Source organism: Sporomusa aerivorans, from assembly GCF_041428895.1.
In the GTDB taxonomy this organism is placed as follows: Bacteria; Bacillota; Negativicutes; order Sporomusales; family Sporomusaceae; genus Sporomusa; species Sporomusa aerivorans.
On the sequence record NZ_CP156926.1, the window covers coordinates 2,588,879 to 2,608,262 of the forward strand.

Annotated in this window: 20 protein-coding genes and 1 riboswitch; of the genes, 17 read left to right on the top strand and 3 right to left on the bottom strand. The window is 49.4% G+C overall.

Going from position 1 to position 19,384, the window contains the following annotated elements; all coding sequences use genetic code 11:
• Nucleotides 1-559: 559 nt before the first annotated feature.
• The 6 genes from SATMO3_RS12130 to SATMO3_RS12155 all read left to right on the top strand — a co-directional run bounded on the left by SATMO3_RS12130 (nt 560) and on the right by SATMO3_RS12155 (nt 7,979).
• A complete protein-coding gene (locus SATMO3_RS12130; protein ID WP_371381048.1) occupies nt 560-2,527 on the top strand; it encodes a methyl-accepting chemotaxis protein in 1,968 nt (655 codons plus the stop codon).
• Nucleotides 2,528-2,844: 317 nt separating this feature from the next.
• On the top strand, nt 2,845-4,566 hold the full coding sequence (locus SATMO3_RS12135) for a glutamine--tRNA ligase/YqeY domain fusion protein (protein WP_371381049.1): 1,722 nt from the start codon (nt 2,845-2,847) through the stop codon (nt 4,564-4,566).
• Between the two features lie 106 nt (nt 4,567-4,672).
• Entirely contained in the window at nt 4,673-5,425 is a 753-nt protein-coding gene (locus SATMO3_RS12140) for a YdcF family protein (RefSeq protein WP_371381050.1), read from the top strand.
• Nucleotides 5,426-5,553: 128 nt separating this feature from the next.
• Nucleotides 5,554-6,825, top strand: a complete 1,272-nt coding sequence (gene purD / locus SATMO3_RS12145) for a phosphoribosylamine--glycine ligase (protein WP_371381051.1) — start codon at nt 5,554-5,556, stop codon at nt 6,823-6,825.
• A gap of 23 nt (nt 6,826-6,848) precedes the next feature.
• Nucleotides 6,849-7,367, top strand: coding sequence for a DUF456 domain-containing protein (locus tag SATMO3_RS12150; protein ID WP_371381052.1), 519 nt, complete (start codon nt 6,849-6,851; stop codon nt 7,365-7,367).
• A 15-nt stretch (nt 7,368-7,382) separates the two neighbouring features.
• Nucleotides 7,383-7,979 carry a TetR/AcrR family transcriptional regulator gene (locus tag SATMO3_RS12155; protein ID WP_371381053.1) on the top strand — a complete coding sequence of 199 codons (597 nt, stop codon included), beginning with the start codon at nt 7,383-7,385 and terminating at the stop codon, nt 7,977-7,979.
• Between the two features lie 137 nt (nt 7,980-8,116).
• Here the strand turns inward: SATMO3_RS12155 and SATMO3_RS12160 are convergent, their stop codons facing one another.
• Nucleotides 8,117-8,938, bottom strand: a complete 822-nt coding sequence (locus SATMO3_RS12160; protein WP_371381054.1) for a MetQ/NlpA family ABC transporter substrate-binding protein — start codon at nt 8,936-8,938, stop codon at nt 8,117-8,119.
• Between the two features lie 132 nt (nt 8,939-9,070).
• A riboswitch (SAM riboswitch) is annotated at nt 9,071-9,176 on the bottom strand.
• A 209-nt stretch (nt 9,177-9,385) separates the two neighbouring features.
• Here SATMO3_RS12160 and SATMO3_RS12165 point away from each other — a divergent pair.
• From SATMO3_RS12165 to SATMO3_RS12175, 3 genes are read left to right on the top strand one after another with little or no spacing between them, the layout of a single operon-like run.
• The gene (locus SATMO3_RS12165) at nt 9,386-9,706 is read left to right on the top strand and encodes a YerC/YecD family TrpR-related protein (RefSeq protein ID WP_371381055.1); all 321 of its coding nucleotides are present in this window, start codon (nt 9,386-9,388) and stop codon (nt 9,704-9,706) included.
• Entirely contained in the window at nt 9,706-10,887 is a 1,182-nt protein-coding gene (hisZ, locus tag SATMO3_RS12170) for an ATP phosphoribosyltransferase regulatory subunit (protein WP_371381056.1), read from the top strand. The genes SATMO3_RS12165 and hisZ overlap by 1 nt, the downstream gene beginning before the upstream one ends.
• Nucleotides 10,880-11,407: an HDIG domain-containing metalloprotein gene (locus tag SATMO3_RS12175; RefSeq protein WP_371381057.1), complete on the top strand. Its 528-nt coding sequence runs from the start codon at nt 10,880-10,882 to the stop codon at nt 11,405-11,407. Before hisZ ends, SATMO3_RS12175 begins: the two co-directional genes overlap by 8 nt.
• A 50-nt stretch (nt 11,408-11,457) precedes the next feature.
• On the opposite strand, the gene SATMO3_RS12180 is transcribed toward SATMO3_RS12175, so the two are convergent.
• Nucleotides 11,458-12,414 carry a D-2-hydroxyacid dehydrogenase gene (locus SATMO3_RS12180; protein ID WP_371381058.1) on the bottom strand — a complete coding sequence of 319 codons (957 nt, stop codon included), beginning with the start codon at nt 12,412-12,414 and terminating at the stop codon, nt 11,458-11,460.
• 192 nt (nt 12,415-12,606) lie between these two features.
• Here SATMO3_RS12180 and hisG point away from each other — a divergent pair, with 192 nt between their 5' ends.
• From hisG to hisIE, 8 genes are read left to right on the top strand one after another with little or no spacing between them, the layout of a single operon-like run.
• A complete protein-coding gene (hisG, locus tag SATMO3_RS12185; RefSeq protein WP_371381059.1) occupies nt 12,607-13,272 on the top strand; it encodes an ATP phosphoribosyltransferase in 666 nt (221 codons plus the stop codon).
• On the top strand, nt 13,269-14,609 hold the full coding sequence (gene hisD / locus SATMO3_RS12190; protein ID WP_371381060.1) for a histidinol dehydrogenase: 1,341 nt from the start codon (nt 13,269-13,271) through the stop codon (nt 14,607-14,609). Before hisG ends, hisD begins: the two co-directional genes overlap by 4 nt.
• A 1-nt stretch (nt 14,610) precedes the next feature.
• The gene (gene hisC / locus SATMO3_RS12195; RefSeq protein ID WP_371381061.1) at nt 14,611-15,654 is read left to right on the top strand and encodes a histidinol-phosphate transaminase; all 1,044 of its coding nucleotides are present in this window, start codon (nt 14,611-14,613) and stop codon (nt 15,652-15,654) included.
• Nucleotides 15,651-16,238 (top strand): imidazoleglycerol-phosphate dehydratase HisB, encoded by a 588-nt coding sequence (gene hisB / locus SATMO3_RS12200; RefSeq protein ID WP_371381062.1) that lies wholly within the window; start codon nt 15,651-15,653, stop codon nt 16,236-16,238. Before hisC ends, hisB begins: the two co-directional genes overlap by 4 nt.
• Nucleotides 16,239-16,262: 24 nt before the next feature.
• Nucleotides 16,263-16,883 carry an imidazole glycerol phosphate synthase subunit HisH gene (gene hisH, locus SATMO3_RS12205; RefSeq protein WP_371381708.1) on the top strand — a complete coding sequence of 207 codons (621 nt, stop codon included), beginning with the start codon at nt 16,263-16,265 and terminating at the stop codon, nt 16,881-16,883.
• Nucleotides 16,884-16,888: 5 nt separating this feature from the next.
• On the top strand, nt 16,889-17,626 hold the full coding sequence (gene hisA, locus SATMO3_RS12210; RefSeq protein WP_371381063.1) for a 1-(5-phosphoribosyl)-5-[(5-phosphoribosylamino)methylideneamino]imidazole-4-carboxamide isomerase: 738 nt from the start codon (nt 16,889-16,891) through the stop codon (nt 17,624-17,626).
• Nucleotides 17,626-18,384: an imidazole glycerol phosphate synthase subunit HisF gene (hisF, locus tag SATMO3_RS12215; protein WP_371381064.1), complete on the top strand. Its 759-nt coding sequence runs from the start codon at nt 17,626-17,628 to the stop codon at nt 18,382-18,384. Before hisA ends, hisF begins: the two co-directional genes overlap by 1 nt.
• The gene (gene hisIE / locus SATMO3_RS12220; protein WP_371381065.1) at nt 18,381-19,034 is read left to right on the top strand and encodes a bifunctional phosphoribosyl-AMP cyclohydrolase/phosphoribosyl-ATP diphosphatase HisIE; all 654 of its coding nucleotides are present in this window, start codon (nt 18,381-18,383) and stop codon (nt 19,032-19,034) included. The genes hisF and hisIE overlap by 4 nt, the downstream gene beginning before the upstream one ends.
• A gap of 82 nt (nt 19,035-19,116) precedes the next feature.
• On the opposite strand, the gene SATMO3_RS12225 is transcribed toward hisIE, so the two are convergent.
• Nucleotides 19,117-19,368, bottom strand: a complete 252-nt coding sequence (locus SATMO3_RS12225) for a hypothetical protein (protein WP_371381066.1) — start codon at nt 19,366-19,368, stop codon at nt 19,117-19,119.
• Nucleotides 19,369-19,384: the final 16 nt, after the last annotated feature.

Here is a 19,384-nt window from a genome sequence, read left to right on the forward strand (position 1 = left end):
GAGTTGAATATTTTACCGCAACTTTACATGCCGATAACACAGAACTTTATCGATTGGTATACAATTAGGCCAAAAGGGAAAGAAAGGCCTGTGATAACTATGGCGATTTGGCGGGTTCAGCTAGATGTTGGCGAAACGAATCAATATCGAAATTGGTTAAAACGTAGAGGCTTTAGTTCGGCAAATTATTATTCCGCCAACGGATTTTCACTGGAGAAAATGAGAAAAATGGCTATGGATGGAAAACTTCATGCTATTCAATGTATTGTGGGAAAATCCGTGCGTTGGTATTATATGGAGAGTCAGGCTGAGTTGGCCCGATTACGGGGGGACCTTTCCTGAGCTTTAGGAACAGTAGAAATAGACATATTAACGGTAGGAAAAATAAGCTTTTACAGTGTATCTGTAGAGCTTTTATTTTTGCTCCTGACAGAAACTACGGAAAACTACAGAACCCTACAGGAAGTTTATATGGAATGCAAAAAACGGCAATTGATGAAAATAATTACGAAGGTTATAATTATAATGTTTATGTTAAAAACTTGAGGAGGTTTAGGATTTGATTGTCGGTAACAGCTTAAAAGTTAGACTGATCGTCCTATTGGTGTTGTTCGCGTTTTTGCCAGCCTGTGTCAGTGGGATTGTCGGAGGCTACATAAATGCGCAGTCGTTAAAGGAAGCGACTATTTTAGCCAATCATAATACGGCAGAGCAGATTGGCAATGAAATTTCCCGGATGATAGACGATGCCCGCATGATGACTGAGACGCTGGCGGCTTCACCAACTGCCAAAACCATGGAACCTGCGGCTATCAGGGAAATGATATTGGCTGCCCAGCAAAAGAACGCAATTTTTGAACTGATTTTTGTTATGGATTCCACAGGCATGCAAATTGCCAGAACCTCCGGTAATCTGGCCAACCGTGCCGACAGGCCTTATTTTAAAGAAGCTGTTAAGGGAAATACTTTCTTTACAGATGTATATATTTCCTCGTTTACTAATGCGCCCTGCGTTACCATCGGCGTCCCGATTAAAAACAGTTTAGGGCAAATTGTCGGTGTTATAGCCGCCGACGTTAGCCTGAAGGCTATCTGGGGTATTGTCGATGAGGTAAAGATTGGTCAAACCGGCTATGTAGACATTGTTGATCAAAAGGGAAATGTTATCGCTCATCCTGATAAGGAGCGTGTGCTTAAGAAAGAGTCATTTGCCGACTATTCTTACGTAGCGAAAGTAATTGACGGCCAGACCGGTTCGGAGGAAGCCATCTCAACAAGGGGAGACAAGACGCTTACTGCCTACGCTCCTATTGCGCGAAATAAATGGGGCGTTATCGTCCATGAGCCAATAAAAGAGGTCATGGCGACAATCGTCCATTCCGCGGTAGCAACTGGGATAATCACTTTATTATCAGTTCTTATCGCCTTAATAAGTGCCTTTTATGTAGCCCGCAGCATTGCCCGTCCTCTGGAAAAGCTGGTGCTTGCTGCTGAACAGGTGGCTGGCGGCGACTTGGCCCACCGGATTGAAGTTCATGGTGTAGCCGAGATTGAAAAACTTACGGACGCATTCAACTCCATGATAACAGCGCTTCGCAGCCTTGTTGCCAAGACGTCGACAACTGCCGAAACGGTCGCTGCTTCTTCTGAGGAATTAGCCGCATCAGCCGGCGAAGTGGGAAAAGCGGCCGAAGAAGTAGCTCTTACCATTCAGAGTGTGGCTGAAGGCGCAAATAAGCAAGTGAGCATGGCGGATGATTCCGCTCAAATAATCAAGGCTATGGTGCAGGCTATCGCTAATACCGGTAAGGCGGCTCATTCAGTAGCCGCTGCCTCCGAGCAAAGCGAAAAGGCTGCTGAAGCCGGCTCCGCACAGATCGGCATGGCTGTGGCCAAGATGAACGAAATTCAGCATAATGTAAGTCAGGCGACGGTAAAGATTCACGCGCTGGGTGATAAATCCCGTCAGATTGGTCAAATCGTTGATGTCATTACCGGTATTGCCGGTCAAACCAACCTGCTTGCTCTTAATGCGGCTATTGAAGCTGCGCGGGCCGGTGAGCAGGGACGCGGCTTCGCCGTTGTCGCCGACGAGGTCAGGAAACTGGCCGAACAGTCCGAAACAGCGGCCCGGGAAATTGCCGGCATTATTGAGGACATTCAGGTCGAGACGGTGGAAACCGTAAGTGCCATTGATAAGGGCGGCCAGGATGTGGCGGCAGGTGTACAGCTTGTCGAAAACTCAGGCGCTGCATTTAAAGAAATTTATACGGCGGTAAAAAATGTACATGACGAAGTGATGCGGATTGTGACTTTGGCAGACGAACAGCAGCAGCGCAGCACACAGGTGGAAACTACTGTGCATGGTATTGCCGATGCCGCCCGCCTTAATGCGGCCGGCGCCGAACAAGTAGCGGCGGTCAGCCAGGAGCAAAACGCCAGTGTCCAGGAGATTGCCGCCGCTTCGGCCAGCCTGGCGCAAATGGCTTCAGAGCTGCAGCAGGCCGTTCTGAAATTTAGAACATAATAACGTAATGATAGAATCCCCGACTGACTAGTTGGGGATTTTTGTTGTTTTACGAAAGGGTATTCACTTAGAATGGGAATGTAATCTTAGGCTTAGGACTTGTTAAAGCTTGCCGCAGGTTTAAAAATGCTGGATATTATTGCTAAAAATGCTGCATAATTTAAATATTAAATATATAGTTCGGTCTTTAGACAGAAAAATATCAATAAATATGTAAAAAATTATCATTTGTGGAGTTTAGTCGCTTTTGGACCGCCCAATAATGTTGTATAATGTAATGATATAGAGAAGAGTGGACATACTTAAGGGGGATTTCCATGAATAACGAAGTTGAACATATTGATAAAGAGCCTGACTCTAATCCTGCTATGCCTGCTAATTTTATTGAAACCATTATTAATGAGGACCTTAAAACCGGAAAGTACGGTAACCGGGTGCATACCCGTTTTCCGCCGGAACCTAATGGTTATCTGCACATTGGTCATGCCAAGTCGATATGCCTGAACTTTGGCCTGGCACTTAAATATGGCGGTAAATGCAATCTTCGCTTTGACGATACAAACCCTACAAAGGAAGATGTCGAATATGTCGACTCCATTCAGGAAGACGTTAAATGGCTCGGCTTTGACTGGGAGGATCGCAAATTCTACGCCTCCGACTATTTTGAAAAAATATATGAATTGACAGTTGAGCTTATTAAAAAAGGCAAAGCTTTTGTCTGTGATCTTTCGGCTGAAGAAACCCGGCAATATCGCGGCACGCTCACCGAGCCAGGTAAGGAGAGTCCGTACCGGAACCGGTCTGTCGAGGAAAATCTGGAACTTTTTGAAAAAATGCGCGCCGGTGAATTTGCCGAAGGAGCCCGGGTATTGCGCGCTAAAATTGATATGTCTTCGCCTAACCTGAATATGCGCGATCCGGTTCTGTACCGCATCGTCCGCACCCGCCATCATCGGACCGGAGATAATTGGTGTATATACCCTATGTACGATTATGCCCATCCGATTTCCGACTCGCTTGAAGGCGTAACGCACTCAATTTGCACCCTGGAATTCGAAGACCATCGTCCGCTCTACGACTGGACGCTGGCCAACCTGGGAATTTATCAGTGCCAGCAAATTGAATTTGCCCGCCTGAACCTAACCAATACCATTATGAGTAAACGCTATTTGCGCCGTCTGGTGGAGGAAGGCTATGTGAGCGGTTGGGATGACCCGCGGATGCCGACCATTTCCGGTTTAAGACGGCGTGGTTATACGCCGGAGTCAATCCGGGATTTTTGTGACCGGATTGGTGTGGCTAAGAGCAACAGTACGGTAGATGTTGCCTTGCTGGAGCATTGTATTCGTGAAGACCTTAATACTAACGCTCCAAGGGTTATGGCCGTGCTCAAACCGCTAAAACTGATTATTGATAACTATCCGGCAGGACAAGTGGAAGAGCTTGTGACTGAAAACAATCCGGAAAACCCGGATATGGGCTCAAGAACCATTCCATTCTCCCGGGAACTGTATATTGAGCAGGATGATTTCATGGAAAACCCGCCGAAGAAATATTTTCGTCTGACACCGGGAGCGGAAGTGCGGCTCAAAAACGCTTACCTGGTTAAATGCGAGCATGTGGTGAAAAGTGAGGAAACCGGTGAAATCCTGGAAGTGCACTGTACGTACGACCCTGATACCAAGAGCGGCAGCGGTACGGTCAGCCGCAAGGTAAAAGGTGTTCTGCACTGGGTATCGGCTGCGCATGCGGCGCCGGCTGAGGTTCGCTTATATGATTATTTGCTCTTGAATAATCAGGACCAGGAAGATGAAGAAAAGGAAGTTAAGGATTTTGTGGATACTTTAAATGTCAATTCCATTGAAGTGCTGAAAAACTGCATGGTCGAGCCTAGTATTAAAAATTCCCGGCCCGGCAGCCGTTTTCAGTTCCTGAGGAACGGATATTTCGTTGTTGACCGGGATTCCGGAGCAGATATGCCAGTATTCAACCGTATTGTGTCACTAAAGGATTCCTGGGCTAAGATTGAGAAGAAATAAGGCGTGCAGAAAGACTTTTGCCAGGCCGGCGTGCCGGCAAAAGTCTTTCTGGCACTGAAGTTTCGGTGGCTTTGACTCGTTACAGACAGAAACGGGGTAATATGGAGTGCTAGTCTTAATAAAGTTTTTGTACATTACCTTTTTATTGCCACCGGGGTTGTTTATCGCCACTCTGGCGCTCTTGGCTGTGTGGTTATACCGGCGGAGGCGGCAGGGAGCTGGAATGCTGATTGTTATTACAATACTCCTCTATCTTATCTCCACACCGCTTGTCGGTGATGCGTTGATCCGCTCCCTGGAGAGCCGCTATTCACCGCCGCCAGCGGTGAACGGCGACGTTATCGTCATGCTGGGGGGCGGGGCGACCGCTGATACCCCCAATGTTCACGGGCTTGGACATTTAACGGGGTTTGCCGCCAACCGTTTGCTGACAGCAGCCCAGTTGCAGCGCCTGACCGGCGCTCCGGTTATCATATCCGGCGGGCAGGTATTTGCCAATTCCGGCAAAGAAGCGGAAATAGGCCGGCATATCCTGCTGGGACTTGGCGTTGATGACGCCAAGATTATTGTTGAGGGGCAAAGCCTCAATACTGCCGATAATGCCAGATTTACCCAGCAAATTTTGACTGAACGCGGGTTTCTCAGGCCAATACTGGTGACATCCGCTTTTCATATGGAACGGTCTGTGCAGCAGTTTGCCAAATTTCACGTTAACGTAATACCTTATCCTACAGACTATCAGACCAACATCCGTTTTTTATTTGAGTGGAATATGCTGTGGCCCAGAGCAGACGCCTTTTATAATACGCAATTGGCGGTAAAAGAATATCTTGGTCTTATGGCAATACGCTGGTTTTAGAATTCTACAGCAGTCAATATGTTTTACAGGCAGGATGTTAGTAAAAGTGCAGGCTAAGCGCCAGCGGTGGAGCTTTGGCGCGTTACTTGCACCCCTGCCCATACATCCGGACAAGGAGCAGTGATATTTTGAAAATTTTACTTATTGGCGGCGGCGGGCGTGAACATGCTTTAGCCTGGAAACTGGCGCAGAGTCCCCGCGTAGAGAAAATATATTGCGCGCCGGGTAATCCGGGAATTGCCGCATTGGCTGAGTGTGTCAATATTGATGTTAACGATAATGAAGCTTTAGGCCAGTTTGCCTTACAGCATAATATAGGTTTAACCGTTGTGGGACCGGAACTGCCGCTCACCAATGGTCTTGGTGATCATTTTGCCGCCTTAAACCTCAGAGTTTTTGGGCCAGCCCGCAAAGCTGCCGCCCTGGAAGGCTCCAAGGCATTTGCCAAGAAAATTATGCATAAATATAATATCCCGACGGCCGCTTCGGCAGCTTTTACCGAGGCGGACAAGGCCATAGCCTACATCAGAGAGCAGGGAGCGCCTATTGTGGTTAAAGCCGACGGACTGGCGGCCGGCAAAGGTGTGGTCGTTGCCATGACGGTTGATGAGGCTGTCGGCGCCATAGATATGATGATGCGGGATAAAGCCTTTGGCAATGCAGGTAATTTAGTAGTTATTGAGGAATATCTTGAAGGTGAGGAAGCCTCGCTCTTAGCCTTTACCGATGGTTATTCCGTGGCGCCGATGGTGGCGGCTCAGGATCATAAACGGATTTTTGACAACGATCAGGGGCCTAATACCGGTGGCATGGGAACTTATGCGCCGGCGCCGGTTGTGACTGAGGCTGTACGGGAACGCGTAACGCGGGAAGTGCTGCAGCCGGTTATTGACGGCCTGCGTCAGGAAGGTATCATATATAAAGGCTGTCTGTATGCAGGGCTGATGATTACGGCGCAAGGGCCGAAAGTTATAGAATTTAACGCCCGTTTTGGCGACCCGGAGACGCAGGTTGTATTGCCGCTGCTCGAGGGTGACCTGGTGGATATTATGGAAGCATGTGTTGATGAGAAGTTGGCTGACGTGAGTATCAATTGGAAAAACGAAGCGGCTGTTTGTGTCGTTTTAGCTGCCGGCGGTTATCCGGGCAGTTATCATAAAGGCGATATTGTTACCGGTCTTGATGCTGCTGAAGCCCGCGGAGCTATGGTTTTTCACGCCGGTACCGGAGCCCGGGATGGCCAGGTTGTTACCAATGGCGGCCGGGTGCTTGGCGTTACGGCGATAGCTGCGGATATTCGCGCCGCCGTAGACAAGGTATACCGGGCCGTACCCGAAATTGAGTTTGCCGGTCTGCAGTACCGCAAAGATATCGCCCGCCGGGCCTTTAACCGGGAGTAAGATTATCAAGAAGGAGTCCTAATGTGGATGCAGGTTTAACAGCCATTAATCTTCTGGTCATTATTATTGCTGTTTTAGGTATCGGTATGACAGCCATCGGCCTGCCAGGCAACTGGCTGATCCTTGTTACGGCAGTCGGTTACGGCTATCTGGAAAACTTTGCGCATATGAGCACTGCCGTGCTGCTTTGGCTTTTCGGCGCGCTGCTTATAGGCGAACTGGCTGAATTCGTAGCCGGCTCACTGGGCGCGAAAAAAGAAAAGGCCTCCAGCAGTGCCATTGTGGCCGCTTTCGTAGGCGGTATTGCCGGCGGCATTATCGGCACAGGCATTATGCCCGGGCTTGGCTCGATTGGCGGGGCAATTGGCGGATCATTCGCTGCCGGTTACCTGACCGAGTATGTAGCTACCGGTAACCGGGAAAAAGCGGGGCGTGTAGCTAAAAGCATTGTCATTGGCCAGACTCTGGGACTGATTTTTAAACTGGCTGTCGCCATTGGCATGGTAGTTTTTATTATTTCCAAACTAACATGGCAAGGGTAGAACAGGAGGATATATATGAAACGCCAGCAAATACTTGATGCCGCATATACTGTTTTTTCCCGCAAAGGCTATCATCGCGCCACGGTTGATGAAATTATTGCTTTGGCTGATACCGGCAAGGGCACGGTATATAATTACTTTGTCAATAAAGAGCAGCTCTTTTACACGCTGATCAAAGAACGCAGCGCGCGTTTTGAAGCTGAGCTTATTAATATAGCCGGACTCGTTGAACCGCCGCTCGGTAAAATCAAGAAAGCCATTAAAGTATTTTTGGAATTTTATGTGGAAAATGCAGATTTGTGGCGGGTTTTAATGCACGAAATGCGTGGTTTGGGGCATGAGGAGCCGTCAAATTTTACTGAAGCGCAGCGTGAAAAGTACCGGGCCCGGTTTCAGCATACGACTAGCATACTGGAACAGATCCTGCAGGAGGGCATCGATCAGGGGGTTCTCCGTATTTGTGACGTGCATAAAGCGGCTCACGGTTTGTTTAGTGTGATTGTTATGATGGTTTTTCAAGGGTTTATCGGTGAGAAGGGTGAATCTATAGAGACATCGGCGAACGGTATTGCCGATATCTTTCTCTATGGTGTTGTTGCCCGGCAGGATTAATGAAGAAAATACGGCTTACGCCGAGCCTTCACCAAACGTAAGCCGATCTTGCCCTCAACCGGGAGGAAAGATATACTTTTTAACCGGATGGAAGGAAAACGGCTTGAACCTTATTAAGGTTCAAGCCGTTTTTAATATTAGAATGCAGGTACTACTGCGCCCAGGTATTTTTCTGTAATGAACTTCTTCACTTCCGGTGAAGTAAGAGCCTTCGTCAGCTTTTGAATTTCCGGGCGATTTTCGTCACCTTTTCTAACTGTCAGGATATTAACGTACGGGGAGTCATTCTGTTCGATAAACAGAGCGTCTTTGGTGGGTACGAGCTTGGCTTCCAGGGCATAATTGGTGTTGATCACAGCCAGGGCAACATCATCGAGCGCGCGTGGTAATTGGGGAGCTTCAAGTTCACTGATTTTCACATTTTTGGGATTATCGGCGATATCTTTTACGGTAGCGTTAATGCCAACGCCTTCTTTAAGTTTAATAATGCCTGCCTTGGCTAAGAGCGCCAAAGCGCGGCCGCCATTTGTCGGGTCATTGGGGATGGCGATTTGAGCGCCGTTTTGCACATCGTTAAGATTCTTGATTTTTTTGGAGTAAATACCCATAGGCTCAATATGTACGGCGGCAGTGTAGGTCAGGTCAAGTTTGCGCTCGGCGCTGAACTTTGTCAGGTAAGGAATGTGCTGAAAGAAGTTGGCGTCAAGTTCTTTTTCGGCAACGGCAATATTAGGACGGACATAGTCGCTCATTTCAACAATAACAAGATTGACGCCTTCTTTTTCCAGAATGGGTTTAACAGCATTGAGGATTTCGGCATGAGGAACGGCGGTTGCTCCTACTTTTACCGTCTTTTTTTCCTGACCGGCGGGAGCCGGAGTTTCTTTACTGCCGCAACCGGCAATCACTGTGGCCAGAGCCAGTAATGCAGTCAGTAATAATACGGTGATTTTTTTCATAATAATATTCCTCCTGGTAAATAAATAGGTAAATGAATTGTGTGCAGCAGATGGAGAAGTTGTCAGAATATCCTCCTTTCAGGGAAAAAATAAAAGCCTCTTCGGCAGAGCGAAGAGGCTAATTTGCCCGGTTCTTCATCTGCCAGGATAGTAATCCTGTTGGAATTGGCACCGTTCGCATATGCGATGGTTGCCGCGGCGTCATCGGGCCATTCCCTCAGCCAACTCTTGATGAACAGTATTTAATTTACAAAAATTATATTATCATGGTGTTATGTACGCTGTCAATAGAATTTTTATAAGTAAATCCCGGTAGTAAAAACAAAAAAATGGGTATAGTATGTAAATGTTTTAATTAAATAAAGTTAAAAAGAGATAAAGAAGGAAAATCTGGTAAAGCAGCGAATAAATATACAGTAAGCAAGAAATACAGGGAGGCGTAGTACCATGCCGGTAAATCCCAAGTTAAAAGACAAACTTTCCGATCAGCTGTTTCAGGCTATTTTGGAGTTGCAAAATGAAGAAGAATGCTATCAGTTTTTTGAGGATGTCTGCACCATTGGCGAACTAAAAGCAATGGCTCAGCGGCTGGAAGTGGCGCGCCTGCTAAAGGCAGGCGTCATTTATGATGATATTGTGGCGGCAACCGGCGCCAGTACGGCAACCATCAGCAGAGTAAAGCGCTGCCTCTATTATGGAGCAGACGGCTATAAGACAGTACTGGCCCGGCTGGACGCAGACGAGGAAGACAAGAAGGGAGTAGAATAATGAAAAAGAACTATGTGCCGCAAATTCCTTATGGCACACGAGATTTATTGCCCCGGGAAGCCAAACAGAAGCGTCTCGTGGAAGGGGCGCTTGCTGAACTCTTTTCCCAATGGGGTTATGAAGAGGTAGTTACACCGACTTTTGAATATATGGAAACTCTGACATTAGGGACAGGGAGTAGTATTCAAGAGAATGTCTTTAAATTTTTTGATAAGAATAACCGCATTCTTGCCCTTAGACCGGACTTAACAACTCCCATTGCCCGGGTGGCGGTTACCAGGCTCAAGGAAACGCCGCTGCCGCTTAGATTGTTTTATCTTACCAATGTATTTAGGCATGAGCAGGCGCAGGCCGGCAGACAGTGTGAATTTTACCAGGCCGGAGTTGAATTTTTAGGAGCGCCTGGACCAGTTGCGGATGCTGAAGTGGTGGCGCTGGCTGTGGAGGCCATGCTGGAAGCAGGACTGACTAATTTTCAGATTAGCTTAGGGCAGGTTGATTTTGTCAACGGGATTATGGCTGAAAGCGGATTAAGCCCGGAGTATCAGCAGCAGATCAAATATTCCATGGTTTCCCGGGATTTGGTTGGCCTTGGCGAACTTCTGTCGCAAAGCGGCCTTAGTCCGGCTGCGCAGGAGCTGCTAAAACAAATTCCCCTCTTACATGGCCGGGAAGATATGCTCAATAAGGCGTACCAACTGGTGAGCAATGACCTTAGCCGGACGGCACTTGACAATCTGGCCGACATCCGGCGGCTGCTGGCCTGCTACGGCGTTGACAGCTACGTTAATTTTGATCTTGGCATTATTCGCGATTTTGATTATTACACCGGCATGGTATTTGAGGGCTATACGCCCGGTTTGGGCTTCCCGCTGTGCGGCGGCGGACGCTATGATAATATGCTTGCTTCCCTGGGGGATCCCAACCCGGCAACCGGGTTCGCGCTGGGCATTGAGCGGGTGCTGTTGGCGCTGGAGCGGCAGGGGATCGGCGTCAGTGTGCGCGGCCGGGATCTATATATTGCCTGGGCCGAAGGAAAACTTTCTGAGGCAATTGAAGCTGCCGGCAAGTACCGGAAGGCAGGACGGCGGGCGGAATTGGCAATAGCCGCGGCAGCGAAACAGGCCGCTGAGACAACTGCCCGTGAGCAAGGTTATGAAGAGCTGATTTATATTGAGTAAACGGGTTAAACAGGTGATTTCCGCGCTTACGGCCCGGATAACCGAAGCAGACAGACAATTTATCGGACAGCATTTGCTTCCCGGCGAAGCAGCACTTTTCTGGCAAATGAACCTGCCGGACCAAAGACATGCTCTCAACGTGGCCTATACTGCCCTGGAGCTTGCAGCGCAAGAACGGGGGATCAATCAGGATTTATTACTTAAGTGTGCATTGCTGCATGATGTGGGCAAGGTAAAAGGCGATGTCAGTACGGCTGACAAAATAATCACAGTAATATTGGACAAATTTGCCCCGGATTGGGTGCGAAAATGGGGACGCAGCGGCCGAGGCGGCAAGATAGCCAATCTCCGGCACGCCGTTCACACTTATTACCACCATGCCGCCCGCGGAGCGGCAATGCTCTCAGCAGCCGGCGTTGCCGCAGAAATAACCGGCATTGTGGCCAGACATCATGAAGCCCCGGCAGACGGGGAGCCGCCGGAACTGAGGCTCTTAAGAACTGCCGATAGCTTAAATTAAAGAGGCTGTTCTTAGCAGCCTCACCTTTTTATATATAGTTCACAACATTCTTAATAGCCCTTTACTTTGTCAACGATATTCAGCATATTCCGTCCCTGGATAAACCGGGTAAGATTATCGGCGAACAGTTTAATGGCCCTGTCCAGATAAGCCGGTGATAACGCGGCTACATGGGGGGTAATGATGACATTGGGCATCGACCAGAGGGGACTGTCTTCAGGCAACGGCTCGTGAGCGAATACATCCAGACCGGCGCCCTGAATCAGGTTTGTTGACAGCGCTGTAATCAGGTCAATTTCGTTGACAATTGCGCCCCGGGCAATATTGAAAAAATAAGCTGAACGTTTCATGGCGGTAAAATGAGCCAGGCTGATCTTGTTTTCCGTTTCTTCCGTTAGCGGCAGGGCAATAACAATATAGTCGGCATGTGACAGCATTTCGAGCAGGCTGTCGTCATCGGACGGATACAATGTGTCAACAAACAATTCAGTGGTAGCTTCTTGCTTGCTGGCAAGAACCGTCATCCCTAAGGCTTTGGCTTTTTTAGCAATTTCCCGGCCAATGGAGCCCAGGCCGACAATGGCAATGGTATGGCCATGCAATTCTCCGGTCGGCATACGTTTCCACTGGCCGCAGGCCTGCTGGCGGAGGCTGATGGTAAGACCCCGGCTGAAGGCCAGCATCATGGCTAATACGTGTTCTGAGACCGGAATCCCGTGAATGCCTTTGGAATTGGTTAAAATAGTGTCTGCCGCCTGGATTTCAGGAAATAACAGTTTTTCAACCCCGGCGCTTAAGGCATGAATCCATTCCAGGTGAGGTGCAGCCTGATATAAATGCCGGGTTTCAGACCAGCCCCAGGTTACTAAAACATGGCAGCTGGGCATGTGTTCGAGGGCCGATTTTTCGTCGGTTACAATTATATTAACGTTAGGATCAACCGCCGTAATGACCTCTTTCTGGCGGTCAGCAAGCTGGTTGAGCACAACAAGATTGAGTGCAGCCATTGTAAACCTCCTCCTTAAAGTTATTATCCTGCCAATTACTTCTACATATACAGTGGGTTTTCCTACTTGCTGTCCAAAGTTTGCATTAACAGGCAATAAAAAATGGTAATAGTGTATTGACGGTTTTTTTGCAAAGTGTTAATATACTAATATATTAACACTTTAATTAACTAAAGAATATGGAGGCATGACATGACCTCAAATGATATGGATTATCTCACAATAGCACTGCCCAAGGGAAAGTTGTTCGATCTTTCCGCAAATATGCTGGCTAAACTTGGTTATACTGCCGAAGGGCTTAGTGAAAACTCACGGAAACTGGTTATTACCAACGAAGCGGCGAAGATCCGGTTTATTATAACCAAGACGGCTGATTTACCGACTTATGTTGAATATGGAGCTGCCGATATCGGTATTATCGGAAAAGACGTTCTGCTGGAAGAAAACAAAGATGTCTATGAGCTTTTAGATTTAAAATTTGGTTTTTGCCGGATGATGGTAGCAGTGCCGCAGGCGCTTAAACAGGATAAGCTGAGCGATTATGCCCATATGCGGGTGGCTACAAAATATCCCCGGGTTGCGGAAAGCTTTTTCCATAGCATTGGTATACAAATGGAAATTATTAAGCTCAATGGATCGATTGAACTGGCTCCTATGGTCGGTTTGGCGGAGATTATTGTTGACCTGGTGGAAACCGGACGTACTCTTAAAGAAAATAATCTGGTGGAAGTGGCCCAGATTCACCCGGCGACAGCCAGGTTTATCGCTAACCGGGTAAGCTTTAAAATGAAGTTTGAACGCATCAATACGATGGTTGAAGGACTAAAGACCTTGGTGGAGAGTGAGGGAAACGCATGAAGACAATTTACAGTAATTTCTTAATGAAGGAAGAGATCGCTGAAATACTGGTAAAACCGGCTTTTGACAAAGTTGTGCTGGGCACCGGCGCGCGCGCAAAAGTAAAAGACTTGTTTGGCGAAGAACTATCCGCCCAGCAGGTGGTCGAACGTATTGTCGAGGATGTCCGTAAAGAGGGCGACAAGGCTGTGCTGGGATATACAAAATCTATTGACGGGGCGGACTTTACTGCCGATACGATGGAAGTTACGCAGGCGGAAATTGACAGCGCCGTGGAAGGAATTGACCAAGAGGTATTGGCGGCGCTTGAGGCAGCGGCGGCAAATGTCAGACGATTTCATGCCGAACAACTGCCGAAATCCTGGTTTACTGAACGCGAGCATGGCGCAATTTTAGGACAGAAATGCACGCCGCTGGACCGGGTGGGCATTTACGTGCCCGGCGGTACGGCTGCGTATCCTTCGTCGGTTATTATGAACGCAGTACCGGCTGCTGTGGCTGGGGTACAAGAAATCATTATGGTGGTTCCGCCCGACAGGGCAGGACGGGTTAATCCCTATGTGCTGGCGGCTGCCAGATTGGCCGGTGTTACAAGGATATTCAAGGTGGGTGGCGCCCAGGCCGTAGCCGCACTGGCTTTCGGAACCGAAACCATTCCCAAAGTGGACAAGATAACCGGTCCGGGGAATATCTTTGTTACCCTGGCTAAAAAGGCAGTGTACGGTCATGCCGATATTGATATGCTGGCCGGCCCCAGCGAGATTCTTATTGTTGCCGACAGTACGGCCGAGCCGCGCTATGTGGCTGCCGATATGCTAAGTCAGGCCGAACATGACGTGCTGGCCTCCAGCATCCTGATTACCAACAGCGCTGAATTGGCCGGTAAAGTAGCCACAGAAGTGTCAGCCCAACTGGCTGAACTGCCGCGCAAGGATATCGCCGCGCAAGCTATTGAAGATAACGGGCTGATCATTATTACTCCCACTATTCTGGAGGCTGTGGAACTCGCCAATCTTTCGGCGCCGGAGCATTTAGAACTGTTGACGGCCGAACCTTTCAAACTGCTGCCTTATGTTCGCCATGCCGGCGCCATATTTATGGGACCTTACTCACCAGAACCGCTGGGAGACTATTTCGCCGGGCCTAACCACGTATTGCCTACCGGCGGCACAGCCCGTTTCTATTCTGTTCTAAACGTGGAAACCTTTATGAAAAAAACCAGCATCATTGCTTATACCCAAACTGCGCTGGCTGCGGTCAGTAAAGAGATCATCAAACTGGCAGAGGCGGAAGGGCTGGATGCTCACGCCAATGCTGTCAGACTAAGGGGGAATTAATATGTTAACGCCCCGCTCCGGGCTGGAAACGTTAAAACCATATTCCGTTGAGGAAATCAATTGGCCTGTTCGTCTCGACGCCAATGAAAGACCGCTCGATCTGCCGCCGGCTGTCAAAGCCAAGGTAGCAGAGCGGCTGGCTAGCCTTCCCTTTAACCGTTACCCCGAGATTAGCGCCCAGTCCTTAAAAACAACTATCGGGGCTGACTTTGGCCTGAAAGCCGCTAATGTACTGATCGGCAACGGCTCCAGTGAGGTTTTGGAGGCGTTATGCTACGCATTCGGCGGGGCCGGACGCAGTATTGTCTACCCGAGCCCGTCCTTTTCCATGTACGGCATTTATGCCAAACTGGCCGACAGCCAGCCTGTTCCGGTGGAACTCAATAGGGATTACACCCTGGATGCCGATAAACTGCTGGCAGCAGCGAAACAGGCAGCCGCCAGCGTCATTTTGCTCTGCAATCCCAACAATCCGACAGGCATGATTATGCCGCCGGAACAAGTGGAGTATATTGTCGCCAATACCGGCAGCCTGGTCGTTATTGATGAGGCCTATCACGAATTTTACGGCCAGACCTCGGTACATTTGCTGCAAAAACACCCGCATGTGGCGGTTGCCCGTACATTTTCCAAAGCCTATGGCCTGGCTGCGGCCCGGGTGGGATATCTTTTGGCTAATGAAGAAGTCACCCAAACTATCGGTAAAGTTTTGCTACCCTATAGTGTAAATGCCTTAACCCTGGCAACCGCGGAAACCGTATTTGGAATGCGGCGGGAGTTTGCCGGCAGTATCGCCGAAAACAGCCGTGAGCGGGACCGGATGACAGCAGCGCTCAGCGGACTTCCCGGCATGACCGTCTATCCTTCGCAAACCAATTTCCTGCTGGTTAAGAGTAATGATGCGGCTGGCCTGGTTGCCCGCCTGAGCGCCAGGGGAATCGGCGTACGTGACTTCAGCAAGTCGCCCGGACTCATTAATTGTATCCGGCTTGGTATCGGTACTCCGGCCGAAAACGACGCTGTACTGGAGGCTGTCAATTCATGAGCCGCACTGCCAGTGTAGAAAGGTTAACCGGAGAGACAGCCATAAAAGCTGTGCTGAATATTGACGGCGCAGGCCGGGCGCAGGTACAGACCGGTCTTGGCTTCTTCGATCATATACTGATATTGTTTGGCAAACACGGCCTGTTTGACCTGACAGTCGAGGCTAACGGCGATCTGGAGGTCGACGGGCATCACACGGTAGAGGATACCGGTATTGTCCTGGGGCAGGCTCTGGCCAAAGCCCTGGGCGATAAAGCCGGTATTAAGCGCTACGGCACCGCATTTGTGCCAATGGATGAAGCGTTGGCGATGGTGTCTTTGGATATTAGCGGTCGCCCGTACCTGGTGTTTGATGCAGTGCTGCCGGCTGAACGGGTCGGACAGTTTGACAGCGAGCTGACCGAGGAGTTTTTACGGGCCTTGTCGGTGCATGCCGGGCTGACGCTGCATGTCCGGCTGTTGGCAGGTAAAAATACTCACCATATTATTGAAGCCATCTTTAAGGCCTTGGGGCGGGCGCTTGATGAAGCTACGCGCCAGGATGACCGCATTCAGGGCGTCATGTCGACAAAAGGAATTTTATAAGGAGGCTTAGTGATGGCGCTTGAAATCTTAGCAATCATCGATTATGGGATGGGCAATCTGCACAGTGTCTCCAAAGCCCTGGCCAAACTGAATACAGAAAACAGCAATAAATATGAAATCATAGTCACCAGTGATCCGGTCGTAATTGGCAGTGCAGCTAAAGTCGTACTGCCTGGCGTGGGGGCGTTTGGCGATTGCATGGCCAATCTGAACAGTTATGGACTTATTGATATCATCAAAGAAGTGGCCGGCCGGGGTACGCCTTTTATGGGAATATGTCTGGGCCTGCAGCTATTGTTTGACGGTAGTGAGGAAGACCCGGGAGTGACGGGTCTTGGCATTCTCAGCGGGATGGTGCGCAAGATTGTTGCCCCGGGATTAAAAATTCCGCAAATGGGCTGGAACAGCCTTGAACTTAAAACCGCCAGTCCGCTGTTCACCGGCTTGGTGCCGGCGCCATATGTTTATTTTGTGCACAGCTATCACGCCGTACCGGACGACAGCAGGATTATTACTGCCGTAACCAATTACGGCGGCGATGTGACCGCAGCGGTCGGCAGCGGCAATGTCCAGGCAGTGCAGTTTCATCCGGAGAAGTCCAGTGCGACAGGCTTGGCAATTTTGGCTAATTTTCTAAGGAGTTGAGGTTTATGATTATCTTTCCGGCGATCGACATAAGAGGCGGGCGCTGTGTTCGTCTGACCGAAGGCCGTTTTGATAAAGAGACAGTCTTTGCCGATAATCCGGTTGAAATGGCGCATAAATGGGCATCGGCCGGGGCTGAATATCTGCATGTTGTTGATTTGGATGGGGCGCTGGCCGGTAAGTCAGTCAACCTGGAAGTGGTCGGCGCTATCGTCAAAGCTGTAAATATTCCCGTGCAATTAGGCGGCGGTATCCGGACACTTGATAACATAGCGCAAGTACTGGCAGCCGGTGTCAGCCGGGTAATACTGGGCTCTGTCGCTGTGCGCAGCCCGGAGCTGGTGCGGGAAGCCTGCCGGCAGTTTGACAGCCGGATTGTGGTAGGCATTGATGCCCGTGATGGTCAGGCGGCCGTAGACGGCTGGGAAGCAGCCGGCGGAGTAGGGGCCGAAGAATTGGCCCGCAAGATGGCGGACGCTGGCGTTGCCCGTATTATTTACACCGATATTTCCCGGGATGGTACGCTTAAAGGCGTGAATGTCGCCGCAACCGCTTCCCTGGCAAAAGCGGCCGGTATTCCGGTGATTGCATCCGGCGGCGTAAAAAGTCTGGAAGACATTACGGCGCTAAAGGCTGCCAACGAAGCCGGCGGTATTGAAGGCGTTATTGTTGGTAAAGCCATCTATACCGGAGCCGTGGAGCTGGCTGCAGCTATCCGCCTGGCAAAGGAGGGAGCCGCTTAATGTATACCAAGAGAATTGTTCCCTGCCTGGACGTTAAAGACGGACGGGTGGTTAAAGGGACTAATTTCGTCGAGCTGCGCGACGCCGGCGATCCGGTCGAACTGGCTAAGGTCTATGATACAAAACTGGCCGATGAACTTGTTTTCTTAGATATTACCGCTTCCTCAGACAACCGCAGCACTATGGTGGATGTGGTGGAACGGGTGGCGTCCGAAGTATTTATTCCCTTTACCGTCGGCGGCGGCATCCGTACTGTGGAGGATATCAGGACCATGCTCAAGGCGGGAGCCGACAAAGTCTCCTTAAATACGGCGGCTGTAAAGAATCCGGAACTGGTGGCCGAAGGGGCCAAGCGTTTTGGCAGCCAGTGTATTGTGCTGGCGGTAGATGCCCGCCAGTCAGGGCCTGATAAATGGGAAGTGTATATCAACGGCGGCCGTACCCCGACAGGTATCGATGTGTTCGAATGGGTCGTAAAGGCCACTAACATGGGCGCCGGGGAAATTCTGCTCACAAGCATGGATAGAGACGGCACCAAGGACGGCTATGATATCCCGCTTACCCGGGCGGTGTCGGAAGCGGTTAATGTACCGGTGATTGCCTCAGGCGGCGCCGGTGAAATGGAACATTTTTATGAAGTTTTAACGCGCGGTAAGGCGGATGCCGTACTGGCAGCCTCCGTGTTTCATTATGGGCAGTTCACCGTTGGTCAGGTAAAAGATTATCTTAAATCCCGTGGTGTTGAGGTGAGACAATGAATATTCAAGCTATAAAATATGACAGTAATGGTTTAGTGCCGGCCATCGTCCAGGATGAAGCCACAGGGACGGTGCTTATGCTGGCCTATATGAATGCCGAGTCACTCAGAAAAACGCTGGAGGCCGGCGTAACCTGGTTCTATAGCCGCAGCCGCCGGACGCTTTGGCAGAAAGGGGAGACATCCGGTCATGTCCAGACAGTCAAAGAAATGTATTATGACTGTGATGCCGATACCCTGTTAATTAAAGTAAATCAAACCGGCGCCGCCTGCCATGAAGGGACGTTTTCCTGCTTTAGCCGACGGCTGGATAGCGCTTCCGGACAGGCTGAAAAACTGGTTGACCCGGAAAAAGTGTATAAAGAGCCGCTGGCCGGTGTGCTGTATGAACTATACCATGTCATAAATGACCGTAAGCATAATCCTAAAGAGGGTTCCTATACCAATTACCTGTTTGAAAAAGGACAGGATAAAATCCTGAAAAAAGTCGGTGAGGAAGCGGCCGAAACCATTATCGCTTCTAAAAATAATGATAAAGCCGAGATTTTGTACGAAATGGCTGATCTTTGGTATCACTGCCTGGTACTCTTAGCCAATCATGAAATTGCGCCCAGCGAACTGTTTGAGGAGTTAAAAAAACGCCGAAAATGAATATAAGAAAAGACGCTATCTCCAAGCGGGAGATAGCGTTTTGGTTTATTTCCGGTCACAGGCAAGTTGTCGGGAGCAGAATTTACAAATTTTCTTCCAGACGTTTGCGATAGTCAGGGTTTAGCATCAGCAGGAAGCCAAAGCCGAGAACAACCGCCAAAGTAACAAATATTCCGTAGCTGGACCATAAATACCCGAGAGATCCGAATACAGCGACAGAGGATATAGCCGTTATGATTACAAATAATGTACCGATAAGGAAAATACTAAGGGCACTGAAACCGAAGTTGTAAGTTGCCGAAAGGAAGAGAATAGGCATTAGAACGAGAGCCATCCTATACACCTCTCTT